This is a genomic window from Streptomyces sp. NPDC086080, from assembly GCF_044540255.1.
In the GTDB taxonomy this organism is placed as follows: Bacteria; Actinomycetota; Actinomycetes; order Streptomycetales; family Streptomycetaceae; genus Streptomyces.
This window is the reverse complement of record NZ_JBITRU010000020.1, coordinates 71,213-83,210: the sequence shown is the minus strand read 5'-3', so window position 1 is coordinate 83,210 and position 11,998 is coordinate 71,213. Positions and strand designations below refer to the sequence as shown.

14 protein-coding genes are annotated in these 11,998 nt (G+C 73.2%); 7 read left to right on the top strand and 7 right to left on the bottom strand.

The features are described from left to right. Window positions 1-45: 45 nt before the first annotated feature. A complete protein-coding gene (locus ACIF9R_RS23390; RefSeq protein WP_399983286.1) occupies window positions 46-1,797 on the bottom strand; it encodes a GAF domain-containing protein in 1,752 nt (583 codons plus the stop codon). Between the two features lie 317 nt (window positions 1,798-2,114). Between ACIF9R_RS23390 and ACIF9R_RS23385 the strand changes: the two genes are divergently transcribed. Next, entirely contained in the window at window positions 2,115-3,317 is a 1,203-nt protein-coding gene (locus ACIF9R_RS23385; RefSeq protein ID WP_399983284.1) for a globin domain-containing protein, read from the top strand. A gap of 61 nt (window positions 3,318-3,378) precedes the next feature. Here the strand turns inward: ACIF9R_RS23385 and ACIF9R_RS23380 are convergent, their stop codons facing one another. The 4 genes from ACIF9R_RS23380 to ACIF9R_RS23365 all read right to left on the bottom strand — a co-directional run bounded on the left by ACIF9R_RS23380 (window position 3,379) and on the right by ACIF9R_RS23365 (window position 5,577). Further along, window positions 3,379-3,753, bottom strand: a complete 375-nt coding sequence (locus ACIF9R_RS23380) for a hypothetical protein (protein WP_399983281.1) — start codon at window positions 3,751-3,753, stop codon at window positions 3,379-3,381. An 86-nt stretch (window positions 3,754-3,839) separates the two neighbouring features. Beyond that, window positions 3,840-4,358: a roadblock/LC7 domain-containing protein gene (locus ACIF9R_RS23375; protein WP_399983278.1), complete on the bottom strand. Its 519-nt coding sequence runs from the start codon at window positions 4,356-4,358 to the stop codon at window positions 3,840-3,842. Between the two features lie 38 nt (window positions 4,359-4,396). Continuing rightward, window positions 4,397-5,176 (bottom strand): hypothetical protein, encoded by a 780-nt coding sequence (locus ACIF9R_RS23370; RefSeq protein ID WP_399983275.1) that lies wholly within the window; start codon window positions 5,174-5,176, stop codon window positions 4,397-4,399. Continuing rightward, window positions 5,173-5,577, bottom strand: coding sequence for a hypothetical protein (locus ACIF9R_RS23365; protein WP_399983273.1), 405 nt, complete (start codon window positions 5,575-5,577; stop codon window positions 5,173-5,175). Before ACIF9R_RS23365 ends, ACIF9R_RS23370 begins: the two co-directional genes overlap by 4 nt. Before the next feature lie 465 nt (window positions 5,578-6,042). Between ACIF9R_RS23365 and ACIF9R_RS23360 the strand changes: the two genes are divergently transcribed. The 4 genes from ACIF9R_RS23360 (at window position 6,043) to tgmB (ending at window position 9,144) form a co-directional block, all read left to right on the top strand. Next, window positions 6,043-7,185: a hypothetical protein gene (locus ACIF9R_RS23360; RefSeq protein WP_399983271.1), complete on the top strand. Its 1,143-nt coding sequence runs from the start codon at window positions 6,043-6,045 to the stop codon at window positions 7,183-7,185. Between the two features lie 321 nt (window positions 7,186-7,506). After that, the gene (locus ACIF9R_RS23355) at window positions 7,507-7,833 is read left to right on the top strand and encodes a YkvA family protein (RefSeq protein WP_399983269.1); all 327 of its coding nucleotides are present in this window, start codon (window positions 7,507-7,509) and stop codon (window positions 7,831-7,833) included. Window positions 7,834-7,952: 119 nt separating this feature from the next. Beyond that, window positions 7,953-8,144: a putative ATP-grasp-modified RiPP gene (gene tgmA, locus ACIF9R_RS23350; RefSeq protein WP_103541913.1), complete on the top strand. Its 192-nt coding sequence runs from the start codon at window positions 7,953-7,955 to the stop codon at window positions 8,142-8,144. Window positions 8,145-8,160: 16 nt separating this feature from the next. Next, window positions 8,161-9,144 (top strand): ATP-grasp ribosomal peptide maturase, encoded by a 984-nt coding sequence (gene tgmB, locus ACIF9R_RS23345; RefSeq protein WP_399983266.1) that lies wholly within the window; start codon window positions 8,161-8,163, stop codon window positions 9,142-9,144. 34 nt (window positions 9,145-9,178) lie between these two features. Here the strand turns inward: tgmB and ACIF9R_RS23340 are convergent, their stop codons facing one another. Next, window positions 9,179-9,382: a hypothetical protein gene (locus tag ACIF9R_RS23340; RefSeq protein ID WP_399983264.1), complete on the bottom strand. Its 204-nt coding sequence runs from the start codon at window positions 9,380-9,382 to the stop codon at window positions 9,179-9,181. Between the two features lie 339 nt (window positions 9,383-9,721). Beyond that, entirely contained in the window at window positions 9,722-9,973 is a 252-nt protein-coding gene (locus tag ACIF9R_RS23335; protein ID WP_399983262.1) for a DUF5133 domain-containing protein, read from the bottom strand. A gap of 194 nt (window positions 9,974-10,167) precedes the next feature. Here ACIF9R_RS23335 and ACIF9R_RS23330 point away from each other — a divergent pair, with 194 nt between their 5' ends. Both ACIF9R_RS23330 and ACIF9R_RS23325 read left to right on the top strand, forming a co-directional pair. Continuing rightward, window positions 10,168-10,581, top strand: coding sequence for a VOC family protein (locus ACIF9R_RS23330; RefSeq protein ID WP_399983260.1), 414 nt, complete (start codon window positions 10,168-10,170; stop codon window positions 10,579-10,581). Window positions 10,582-10,870: 289 nt separating this feature from the next. Beyond that, window positions 10,871-11,767 carry a Gfo/Idh/MocA family protein gene (locus tag ACIF9R_RS23325; protein ID WP_399983258.1) on the top strand — a complete coding sequence of 299 codons (897 nt, stop codon included), beginning with the start codon at window positions 10,871-10,873 and terminating at the stop codon, window positions 11,765-11,767. Window positions 11,768-11,998 lie beyond the last annotated feature (231 nt).

Here is an 11,998-nt window from a genome sequence, read left to right as displayed (position 1 = left end):
CGAGTACCCCCGGCGGGTGCCCGGCACACACCGGATGGGGGACGCCTATTCCTCCCCCACCGGCACCCGCCACAGGAGTCTGGTGCCCCCGTCGGGCGGACCGATGATGTCGAACGAGCCGCCGAGCTGCTGCGCGCGCTCGGCCATGTTGCGCAGCCCGCTGCGGCGGCCCCCGGAGGAGATGCCCACTCCGTTGTCCTCGACCGTGAGCCGGACCTCGCGCCCGTCGGTCTCCAGGACGACCTGGGCACGGTCGGCGCCGGCATGCCGGGCGATGTTGGTCAGGGCCTCGGAGAGCACGGCCACGAGGTGGTCGGCCGTCTCCTTGGACACCTGGGTGTCGATCAGGCCCTCCATCCGCACACTGGGCGCGAACCCGAGCAGCGGCGCGGCCTCGCCGACCACCCGCACGACGCGGGCCCGCAGGCCCGCTCCGCCGGCGCCGGCGGTCTCCCGGGAGCGCAGGCCGAAGATGGTCGACCGGATGATCTTGATGGTTTCGTCGAGGTCGTCGACGGCCCGCAGCACCCGCTCCGAGGCCTCCTTGTGCTCGACGAACCGGCCGGCGCTCTGGAGGGTCATACCGGTGGCGAACAGCCGCTGGATCGCCAGATCGTGCAGATCGCGGGCGATGCGGTCGCGGTCCTCGAGCACGGCGATCTGCTCGGCGTCCTGACGGTGTTCCGCCAGTTCCATCGCCACGGCCGCCTGGGCGGCGAATCCCTGCAGCGGCTCGATCTCCTTGTCGGTGAAGGGGTTGCGGTCGGCGGACCGGACCAGCAGGACGATGCCGCGCACCCGGTCGCCCGACCCGATGGGCACGGCGACGGCCGGGCCGAGGTCCTCGAGGCTCTGGGCGCCGGGGAAGACCCGGTCGTCACTCGTGATGTCCGTGCTGGTGACGGGAGCGCCCGCGCTGAAGGCCCGGCCGAGCAGGCTGCCGCCGACCGGCACGACGAGCCCGCGATGGGTGTCCGCCCCCTGTCCGATGGCCAGTTCCACCGTGAGCGCGTCGGTGCCCTCCATGGGCACCGCGACCACGGCGAGGGCGGCTCCGGTGATCTCCCGGGCGCGCTCGGCGATGAGCAGCAGCGCCGCGCCGCGTTCGCTGCCGGACATCAGGCCGTGGGTGATCTCGGCGTTGGCCTGGAGCCAGCGTTCGCGCTGCCGGGACTCCTCGTAGAGGCGGGCGTTGTCGATGGCGACACCGGCGGCGACCGCGAGGGTGGACAGGACCGACTCGTCCTCCTCGTCGAACTGCGCCCCGCCCCGCTTCTCGGTCAGATACAGGTTGCCGAAGACCTGGTCGCGGACCCGGATGGGTACCCCGAGGAAGGTGTCCATCGGCGGGTGGTTGGCCGGGAAGCCGTACGAGTTGGGGTGGTCGGAGAGTTTCGCCACCCGCAGCGGCTCCGGATGCCGGATCAGTTCACCGAGGATGCCGTGGCCCTCGGGATAGTGGCCGATGCGGCGGATCTCCTCGTCGCTGACGCCGACGGTGTGGAAGGCGGACAGCCGCTTGCCGTCCGGGCCGATCACACCCAGGGCCGCGTACCGCGCGTCCACCACCGCCGCGGCGGCCTCCACGATGCTGTGCAGCGCCTGCTCCAGCTCCAGCTCCCTGCCGACCGACAGCACGGCCTCCAGCAGGCTGTGCACCCGGTCGCGGGTGCCGCGGGCCGCGTCTATGCGCGCCTGCAGCTCCTCCAGCAGCTCGTCGAGCCTCAGCTGAGGCAGCCGTACGCGGGCCTCCTCGTCCCACTCGGAGTCTGCCACCCGTGTGCCTCCCGTCCCCATCGCCCGCGCACCGCCGCCCGATTGTCTGCCGACCGGCGCCCCGGTAACGGTCCAATAAAGACGACGGTACGGCATCGGCCTGCGCGCGGGTCCGGCGGGGACCATCCTCCGGCCGTCCCGGGTCCCCCGGGCCGTTCGGCCCTGTTCCGCGCCGCCGGCCGGGGCCGGAGGTCCCCTTCCGGCGGGACGAGGGTCCCGCCGTGCCTCAGGAGCCCCGTTACCCCCGGAAACAGGCGTTTCTGATTGCTATACAGGTCCTGCCGCCGGTCCGGACCCGCGGTCCCACACCCTTGTTCCGCACCGCTTTGGGAGACCTCATGCTGTCCGAAGAGTCCGCCGCCGTACTGCGGGCCACCCTGCCCGCCGTGGCCGGGGCGCTCGATGAGATCACCACGTGTTTCTACGGCACGATGTTCCGCGACCGGCCGGAACTCCTGGACGGTCTGTTCAACCGGGGCAACCAGGCCAGCGGGGCACAGCGCCGGGCTCTGGCCGGGTCCATAGCCGGTTTCGCCCAGGCGCTGCTCGCCGACCCGGACAGCCGGCCGGACGCCCTGCTGGCCCGGATCGCCCACAAGCACGTCGCGGTCGGGATCACCGACGACCAGTACACGATCGTGCACAAGTACCTGTTCGGCGCGATCGCCGAGGTGCTGGGCGACGCGGTGACCCCGGATGTCGCGGCCGCCTGGGACGAGGTGTACTGGCTGATGGCCGGCGCGCTCATCGCGCGGGAGGCCCGGCTGTACCACGACGCCGGTGTCGAGCCGGGGGACGTCTGGCGTCCGTGGACGGTCGTGGAGCGCCACGAGGAGACCGACGACGTGGTGTCGCTCCTGCTGCGCCCCGCCGACGGCAAGCCGGCGCCGCGGGCCCGGGCGGGCCAGTACGTCAGCGTGAAACTGCGCATGCCCGACGGGGTGGACCAGCTGCGCCAGTACAGCCTCTCCTCCGACCCGGGGGACGAGCTGCGCCGCATCACCGTCAAGCGGGTGGCGGGAGCGGAGGGCGCCCCGGACGGCGAGGTGTCCAACCTGCTGTTCGACCGGGTCGGCACGGGGGACGAACTCACCCTCTCCGTGCCGGCCGGTGATGTCGCGCTCGACGAGGCCGACACCCCACTGGTGCTGATCTCGGCCGGTATCGGCTGCACCCCGATGCTCGGCATGCTCGCCCGGCTCGAGGCCACCGACTCCACCCGGCGGGTGCTCGTCCTGCACGCCGACGGCTCGCCCGCCGAACACGCCCTGCGCGCCGAGACACTGGAGACGGTGAACGCACTGCCCGACGCGGAGGCGGTGTTCTGGTACGAGCGTCCCGGCGCGGAGGAGCCCGGCGTCCGCGCCGGTCTGATGAGCCTCGAGGGAATCGACGTCCCGGCGGACGCGACGGTCTACCTGTGCGGCCCGCTGCCGTTCATGCGCGCGGTGCGCGGCGAGCTGCTCGCCGCCGGGGTCCCCGCCCGGTCCGTCCACTACGAGGTGTTCGGCCCCGACCTCTGGCTGCCCGAGGCGGCCTGACCCCCGGCCGGGGTCCGGGGGCTCCGCGTGCCCTGACGGCGCGCGGGGCCCCCGGACCGGATCAGACCTCCAGTTCGGCCTCGATGCGGCGCAACTGGTGGCGTGCCATGGCGAGGTTGGCCCGGGCCGCGTCGAGCACCAGGTAGAGGAAGAGGCCGTTGCCGCCGCGTCCCTTGAGCAGGCGGATCAGGTGGTACTGGTTGTTCAGGGTGATGAGGATGTCCTCGATCTCCTCGTTCAGCCCCAGGTGTTCCATGGTGCGCAGCTTGGACCGTACGACGTCGGTGTTGCCGGCGGCGGCGACCTCCAGGTTGAAGTCCTTGCTCCCGCCCAGTGTGCCGAGGGCCATGCCGCTGGTGTAGTCGACGAGCGCGGCGGCCGTCGCGCCGTCGATGGAGGCGAGGCATTCCTTGAGCGAGGTCTCGGTGTTGGCCATGAGTGTGTCCTTTCGGTCATGAATGGGTGGTTCGGGCCGGCCGCCGGATGATGCGCGGGCGTCCGGCCGGTCGGAGAGGTCGGGGGTCAGCCTCCGGGCTGGGTCCGGGGCCGGTGTGCGGGCAGCTGCGGGGTCCGCACCGGAAGGGTGCCGATGGGCCGGTCCGGGTCCTGCGGCCGTGCCGGGATCTCCCGGGCCATGAGCCGGTCGGCGTGCCGCCCGGCGCCCGGGCCGATGTGGGTGTCCACCAGTTCCGCGATCCGGGCGCCGCTGCGCCGGCCCTCCAGGTGCAGCCGGCCCACGTTGACCCGGTCGTCGGCGAGCAGGGTGAGGACGGCCGTGGTTCCGGCCGCGTAGGTCGCGATGTAGCCCTGGCTGCCGCGCACCAGGAGTTCGCGGAACTCCCCCCGGGTGGCGGCGTCCGTCATCCGGTACGCGACGCCGAGCGCGGCCGCGGTGAGCGCGGCCAGTCCCTCCGGTTCGGTGTCCGGTGCGTCGTGGGCCAGGACGAGGCCGTCGACCGTGGCCGCGAGGGTCCCGGCCAGCCGGGGTATACGGGTGCGGAGCCGACGCAGTTCGTCCAGCACGTCGGTCTCGACGGCCATGAGCAGTCTCCTTTCGGCACGCTGTCGGCGCGCGCGGATCACAGTGCCTCCAAGGCGTCCAGGAGCCGTCTCAGCAGCGCTGTGTCGGGCTCGTCCCACGCCGCGCCGCTCGCGTCGGGGACGGAGTGGACGGACATTGCGGGCGGGGGTGGCGCGGGGGTGACCAGCCCGTCGGCGGCCAGGCGGCGTAGTTCGACCAGGGTGTGGAAGGTGCGGCAGGCGAGGGCGGAGGCGATCTGCGCGGCGGTGCGGCCACCGTCGACCAGGGCCAGGGTGCGCCCCCGGCGGGGCGGCAGCTCGGCGGACTCGGCGCCCTCCGCGCGGGTGAGCGGTGCGGTGTCGACGGCCGGGTCGGGCCAGATGCGGTGCAGCAGGTCACGGCGGCGCCGCGACTCGCGCAGCACCGTCGCCACCGGTACGGGGCGGACCGCGCCGAGCCAGTGCCCGACGCCGGGGCGGAAGCGGAGCGCGGCTCCGTCGTGGGCGAGCGCGAAGTACGCCGCGTCGAACAGCGCGCCCGTGTGGCACAGTTCCAGCGCCCCGGTGGTGAGGCGTCCGCTGTCCACCAGCTGGCGGCCGACGCCGTGCACGGCGCCCGCCCGTTCGACCGCCTCCCACCAGCCGGCCGGGGCGACGGCGCCGCTGCGGGTGAGCAGGTCGCCGAGGTCGGGGCTGTGGGCGGATTCGACGTGCACGACATGGCCCGCCGAGAGGTAGAAGACGCCGGTCTCCGTGGAGAGCGCGCCGGTGGCGTGGTCGGCGGCGAGGGTGCCCAGCAGCTCGGGGGCGGATCCGTCGGTGCAGGGCGCTGTCGTCATCCGAGCACCAGCCGGTCCGCCATGACGGAGAGCCGGATACGGGCGAGGGCGAGGTTGCCGTCGGTGCGGTCGAGCCACAGGTAGAGGAACACCGTGCTGTCGAACGTCGTGACGACGAACCTCAGCAGGTGATACGCGTCCGCACTGGTGAGGATCAGGTCCTCGACGGGCGGTTCCTTGCCGGTGACCCCCGTCCCGCCGCCGTCGGACGCGGCGAGGGTGCCGCTCTCCATGGCCTGGCGGGCGAGTTCCGCGGTCTCCGCGGCCGTGGCCTCCGCGTCGCCCCCCGGGGCCTCGCCGACCGCGCCCAGGGCGAGCCCGCTGATCCAGTCGACCACCAGGGCACCTCGCGCACCGGGCAGTCGCATGGCTTCCAGCAGGCTCTCGTCGATTCCGGGCACGCCGGATCCCCCTCCCTCGCACGGCTGTACCGCGAACGTGACGTCGACGCTACGGTGTGTGCTCGATCGAGGCAGGAGCTTTGGTGTTTTCCTGGGGAATATGCGACGCACGGGGCGGGCCGCTGGTAAGGTCCGGGCTTTTGCCCCCACGACGGAGCCGGTCGCCCGGGTGCGGTGCGGGCAGGACCGGCCCCGATGCGGATGGTGGGCCGGCCCTGCTCTCAGGCCCATGGTGATGACGGCCGTACCGCCGGACCATGGGTGAACCGCGGTCGTCACGGGTGCTCCGCGCACACCCCGCGCGCGACACGCCGTGCGCTCATGCCGTTCGCCCACCTCGTACAAGGGCCGTACGGGGCGGATGGGCGCCCACGGGGCCCGCCGCCCGGTGGACCCCCGTGTCATGTCGCCGGCCGGCGGCGACGATACTGGCAGGAGCACGCGCCCCCGCTCCCCCATGGACCCATGCCGAACTCCTCCACAGCCCACGCCACGATCCCGCCCACGGTCTGGCTGGCCCGCGGCCGCCATACCGGAAACCGGGCGGACGAGGCGCTGCGGCGCGGTCTGCGCCGGCTCAAGGACGGCCGGGCCATCGACGACTTCCTGGAACTCCCCGCCGCCGACACCGCTCCTGACCTGGTGTTCGAATCTCGGACGCGGGTCGCCCGGGAGGTCACCGTACGTGCCCGGCTGAGTCTGGCGCCCGGCACGGCGGAGGGCCGGGAGTGGACGCTGGTCGCGGAGGCGGAGCTGCCCTGGGACCGGGCCTGGCCGTCCCCGACCGGGATGTTCTGGGAGCCGGAGCAGGACGCCGACTGGAACCACGACGCGGCGACCGGACTGCGCCCCGGGGAGCTCAACCCCCTTCCGGACGACGACAAGGCCGTACGACGGCTGCTGCGCGACTGCGTGCGTGACGCGTGGCACATCCATGTCGTCGTCCACGAGGCGATGACCACGGACGAACGCGGCCGGGTGCCGCTCGCGCACTGGCTGCCGCCGGGACTGCGGCACCGGGTCGTGGAGCACCGGGCCGCCCCCCAGCAGTTGCGGGTGGCCAACTGGGCGCTGCGGGAGTTCGGTGTGCAGGTTCCCCGCGGGGGTGCCGCGGTGCTGCCGGGCGCTCCGGTCCCGGAGGGGTACGACGCCGGCGCCTTCGCCGTACGGGCGGTCTTCCTCGACGGCACCGAGCCGGCCGGCCTGGTCGACGCGGTGACCCGCTACGACGCGACTGCGCGCGCGCTGCCGGACGGTGCGCGGGCGGCCCTGACCGCGCTGCGGGAGGACTGGCACCTGCTCACCCTCGCGGAGGAACTCGAACGTGAGCGCGCGCTGGTGGCCATGTACGCCGAGGCCCTGGAGGCCATGACCAAGTCCCGGGACCTGTACCGCGAGGCCGCCGAACGCGCCCACGAGGCACTGGCCGCCTGTCAGGACGCCTCCTCCGACGTCCCGGCCGCCAGGCAGCCGCCCGCAGCCCCCGGGCCGGCCCCCTCGTCACCGCTCCAGCAGCTGACCCGCACCCTGGAACGCCTCAAGCCCACCGCCAGGTCCCGCCGTGCCACGCCCCGCGAGCCCGGGGAGCCGACGCCGGACCGGCAGTAGACGACGCCGGACCGCCGAGGCCCGCCCGGCGGACCGGCCGCCGGCACGAGGCCCGGCACGCTCCCCCGCGTCCGGCCGCGCTCCATGGGAACGCCGATGGCCATGACCGGGCGCCCCACACCTCGCTGCCACGTGACCGGTCCACCGGAACGACCTGCGACGATCCCGGGCTCCACCGGAATGTGGCGGGGCATCGGGCGCGTGCGCGCATGGCCGGTCCCCGCCGTCATACGGTGGCCGTCGGCGGGAATCCGCTCAGAGAAGGCCGTACCGCGGCAGCGGGCCGCGGTACGCCGGTCACCCCAGGAGGGCAGTGAACCGTTGGAGTCGACCACCGTCCTGCTGACCGTCGCCGCCGTCCTCGCGGCCGCGGTACTGGCGGGTGCCGTCGCCGTTCTGGTCCGTCTGGTCCGCACCCGGCGGGAGTTGCGGCGGGCGGGTCTGCCCACGGGGCCGCGCTGGGTGTTCTGGGGCGCGGTCCTCTATCTGGTGCTGCCGGCCGATCTGCTGCCCGACCCGGTCTACCTGGACGACATCGGGGTCCTTCTGCTCGCTCTGCGCTCCCTGCGTGGTTCCGCCGGCAAGGCCCTGCCCGGAGCGTCTTCGCGGCGGCCGGGCAGGCAACCCGCCGATGACTACGCTCCGTAAGGAAACCAACCACCCGTTCGATTCGTATAAGTCTCTGGAAGCTAAAAAAGTCGGCGGACCAAACAGCGGCGCGCAGAGGGCCGTTGCTCGGTCGGCGCAGCACCGACGAGGGAGAGACGATGCAACCGTTCGCGCTCAACTACGCACGCCCGGCAGTTGAGTTGGCTGTTGCCACTCCGTACGCGTACGACTCCGGACTGCAGTTGAACGTCCTCGGTGACGGACGGATCGCAGCCCGCGACCACGCGCTGTTGCGCGAGGTGGGGACGACGACGTCCACCGCGGGCTCCAAGACCCACTTCGACGACTGAACGCGGACCGTAGACGATGACCGTGCTGATCCTCACCAACGAGGAGGATGTCACCGCCGACATGGCGGTCGTGCATCTGAACGGCTCAGGAGTCCCGGTGGTGCGCCTCGACCCCGCGGACCTGACCGGTGGCGTCTCGCTGTCGGCCGAGTACGTCCACGGCCGCTTTCGCGGCCATCTGTCCGTCGGGGGGCGGCTGGTGAGCATCGGCGGGCTCCGGTCCGTGTGGGTACGCCGGCCCGGCACCCCGGCCGGGCACGCGCCGCAGCCGTCGGCGTGGCTGACCGAGGAGGCCTCGCAGGCGCTCTACGGGATGCTGCGCGGTTGCGACGCGCGCTGGATGAATCACCCGGACGCCGCCCGGCAGGCACGCCACAAGCCGTGGCAACTGCGGCTGGCACAGCGCTGTGGTCTGCCCGTGCCGGCCACGGTGATCACGACATTCCCCCGCGCCGCCCGGGAGTTCGCGGAGCGTTTCCCGGATCTGGTGGTCAAGCCGGTGTCGGGGGCCCACCCACAGGATCCGCCGCGGGCGGTGCCGACCAGCCGGGTGGCGCCGGACACGGACTTCTCGGCGGTCGCCTACGGACCGACGCTGCTTCAGCGGCGGGTCGCCAAGCGGGCCGACATCCGGCTCACCGTGGTGGGCGAGCGACTGCTGGCGGCCCGCAAGGCCACGGCGAAGGACGCGGATCCGCAGGAGGTGGACGTGCGTTTCGCCGCGCCCGGGCCGCCCTGGGAGCCTGCCGAGGTCCCGGCGCGCACCGCCGACGCCGTTCGCACCTATATGCGCCGGGCCGCACTGGCTTACGGAGCTTTCGATTTCGCCGAGGACGCGGACGGGACGTGGTGGTTCCTGGAATGCAACCAGTCGGGACAGTTCGGGTTCGTGGAAGTGGAGACGGGCCAGCCGATCGCGCGGAGCATCGCCGAGTGGCTGTCCCGCCCCATTCCCGACGAGCCCGCGGAGCTCAACGGGGCGGGTTCCACGAGGCGGTGAGGAGCGGTCCGCGCGACCGCCATCCCTACGCTGGTCAGCGCGACCGCGGTCCGGGCAGCAGGGCGGTACGCTGCCAGCCGTTGCCCGGGGCCTGCGGCCGGTCGAGGCCGGGGGACTGCAGCGGCCGCATGACCAGCTCCAGTTCCCTGCTCACGCGTTCGGCCTCGCGGCGGACCTGTGCGGGCACGTCGCCGCACTCCGCGATGAGTCGGTCGTAGATGGGGGAATCCTGGAACACCCGTCAACGTGCCTTTCTGCTCGGCGGCCCCGGTGCGGGGACGCGACTGCCGAGTGTAGGCGCACGTTCGGGGTGAAGTGGGCGTTCCGGACGGTCCCGCCCCCTTCGCCGAGCCGGGGCGGACGGTTCATCAGGACATGACGGTTACCCGGAGCGGGTCGAACACCCCTGTGGGCGCTGAGAGTTGTCCCGGGCTCTGCGCAGGCCGACGGGCCACCCACGGACCACCCGGCGCACGAGGTCACGCCCGGGGCGACGGCGGCGCGCACCGGCGTGAGCGGGCGCGCCTTCGGGCGCCGGTTCCGTGAGCGGCTCATGGCAGGGTGCGTGCGGCCGGGCTCAGACGGCCAGCGACAGTCCGTTCCCGCCGTCCCCCTCGGGGGTACGGCTGGGCGTGGACCGGGCGAGCAGGGCGTCCGCCCGCGCTATGGCCTCGTCGATGCGTGAGGTCGCCATCATGACGCAGAGCGTGTAGGCGACGTCCTCCAGTTCACGCTCCGCCGCCGGCGAATGCCTCTCCGCCTGAGCGATCCGCAGCGTCGCATGGCGGGTCAGCAGCTGCCTGACGGTCTTCGGGTTCGGTACGAGCACGAAACGCCCCTTTCCTGTTCTCGCTGCGTATGCCCGGAACAGGCGGAAACACTCACACCGTGATCCACCCCTTCCCCGCCCCACCCGGCGCCGTGGACTCGGGACCGCCCGTGCGACCGGGCTGCCGCGCGGGGGCCGGTGTCCGGCACTACGCTGCGCACCATCGGCCCTTTGCACCGTTCCGGGAGGTATTGATGGCCTCGCTCCTCAACCCGTATCTGAGTTTCGACGGGAACGCACGGCAGGCGATGGAGTTCTACAAGGAGGTCTTCGGCGGGGAGTTGCGCCTGAACACGTTCGGCGATGCCGGGCAGCCCGGCGCCGAGGGTTCGGACAAGATCATGCACGGCATGCTGACGACCACCGACGGCTTCACCCTCATGGGCGCCGACATGCCGCCGGGGACGGCGCACACCCCGGGGAACACCTTCGCCGTGAGCATCAGCGGCGAGGACGAGGGCACACTGCGCGGTTACTGGGACAGGCTGTCGGGTGGCGGGTCGGTGTCCGTCCCGCTGGAGAAGCAGATGTGGGGCGACGTGTTCGGGATGTGCACGGACCGCTTCGGCATCCCCTGGATGGTCAACATCAACCAGCCCGAGGGCTGAGCGCCCACCGGCTTCCCCCTCCCGGGCGCGCCCGACCGCGCCCGTCGGCGCCTCCCGCCCCGTGCGCCGGTACGTCCGCCGTCGTGGGCCGCGACCGGCTCGGGTCCGTGCCCCGTCCCCGGTGTCCCTCCAGCCCGGCACGGCCCGCCGCCCCGCCCCGCCCCCGCCCGTCGTGAGGCTGTTGACATGGCCTTTCGGCAGGGAACATCGTACGGACCGGGAGCGCGCCGGTGGAGCGCGGCGAGGACGGTCCGGCGGCGGACGCCGGTTTCGTGGGAGAGGCGGCGGCATGCGGATCGGACTGCTCGGCACCGGGCCCTGGGCGAGGGCGGCACACGCCCCCGCGCTGAGCGGGCACCCGGACCTCGACTTCGCCGGAGTGTGGGGCCGCCGTCCCGACGCCACCGGCGAACTGGCCGGCCTGCACGGCGTCCGGGCCTACGACGACATCGACGCGCTGCTCGCCGAGGTCGACGCGGTCGCCGTCGCGCTGCCGCCGGCGGTGCAGGCGGAGCTGGCCGTGCGCGCCGCGCGGGCGGGGTGCCATCTGCTGCTCGACAAGCCGCTCGCCCCGACGGTCGCGCAGGGACGGGCGGTGGTCGAGGCGGCGGCGGAGGCCGGGGTCGCCTCGGTGGTCTTCTTCACCACCCGCTTCCAGTCCGGGCCGGAGGCGTGGATCACCGAACAGGCCCGTGTGGGCGGCTGGTTCACCGGGCGGGCACAGTGGCTCGGGGCGGTGTTCACCGACCCCGACAACCCCTTCGCCGCTTCGCCGTGGCGGCGGGAGAAGGGTGCCCTGTGGGACGTCGGCCCGCACGCCCTGTCCGTGCTGCTTCCGGTGCTCGGCGAGGCGCGGCGGGTGACGGCCGCGGCGTACGGTCCCGGGGACACCGTCCATCTGGTCCTGGACCACGAGAGCGGCGCGTCGAGCAGCCTCACCCTGAGCCTGACCGCGCCCCGGGCCGCGGCCGGGGCCATGGTCGAACTGCGCGGAGACGCGGGGGTCACGCTCCTCCCGGAGGCCTCGGACGGGGTCGTACCCGCCCTCGCCCGGGCCGCGGACGCTCTCCTCACCGCGGCCCGTACCGGTGTCGCCGACCCCTGTGACGCGGCGTTCGCTCTCCGGGTCACGCGTCTCCTGGCTTCGGCGGAGTCGTTGCTGCGCGGCGAGGCCCGCTCGGCGTGACCTCGGCGCCGACTGCGCGGTGGAGCGCTCCCGACGCGCTCCGTGGCGCCCGGACCCGGTCGGCTTAAGCGCCCCTTAAAGGCCGGTTAAGCGATCGTGGGGGCTTGGCCGCTTCTTCAAGTATGCGCAGGTCAGGGCGGGTTGAGGACAAGTCGGACCGTTGGCGGGGCCCTTCGGTGTCCCTAGCATCAATGCCGCACGCCGGTCCCGGCCCGCAGCCCGAGAGCGCTC

Bases quoted from the DNA above. Each gene is read 5' to 3' on its own strand.
- ACIF9R_RS23390 (WP_399983286.1), bottom strand. From the start codon at position 1,797: ATGGGGACGGGAGGCACACGGGTGGCAGACTCCGAGTGGGACGAGGAG.
- ACIF9R_RS23385 (WP_399983284.1), top strand. From the start codon at position 2,115: ATGCTGTCCGAAGAGTCCGCCGCCGTACTGCGGGCCACCCTGCCCGCC.
- ACIF9R_RS23380 (WP_399983281.1), bottom strand. From the start codon at position 3,753: ATGGCCAACACCGAGACCTCGCTCAAGGAATGCCTCGCCTCCATCGAC.
- ACIF9R_RS23375 (WP_399983278.1), bottom strand. From the start codon at position 4,358: ATGGCCGTCGAGACCGACGTGCTGGACGAACTGCGTCGGCTCCGCACC.
- ACIF9R_RS23370 (WP_399983275.1), bottom strand. From the start codon at position 5,176: ATGACGACAGCGCCCTGCACCGACGGATCCGCCCCCGAGCTGCTGGGC.
- ACIF9R_RS23360 (WP_399983271.1), top strand. From the start codon at position 6,043: ATGCCGAACTCCTCCACAGCCCACGCCACGATCCCGCCCACGGTCTGG.
- tgmA (WP_103541913.1), top strand. From the start codon at position 7,953: ATGCAACCGTTCGCGCTCAACTACGCACGCCCGGCAGTTGAGTTGGCT.
- tgmB (WP_399983266.1), top strand. From the start codon at position 8,161: ATGACCGTGCTGATCCTCACCAACGAGGAGGATGTCACCGCCGACATG.
- ACIF9R_RS23330 (WP_399983260.1), top strand. From the start codon at position 10,168: ATGGCCTCGCTCCTCAACCCGTATCTGAGTTTCGACGGGAACGCACGG.
- ACIF9R_RS23325 (WP_399983258.1), top strand. From the start codon at position 10,871: ATGCGGATCGGACTGCTCGGCACCGGGCCCTGGGCGAGGGCGGCACAC.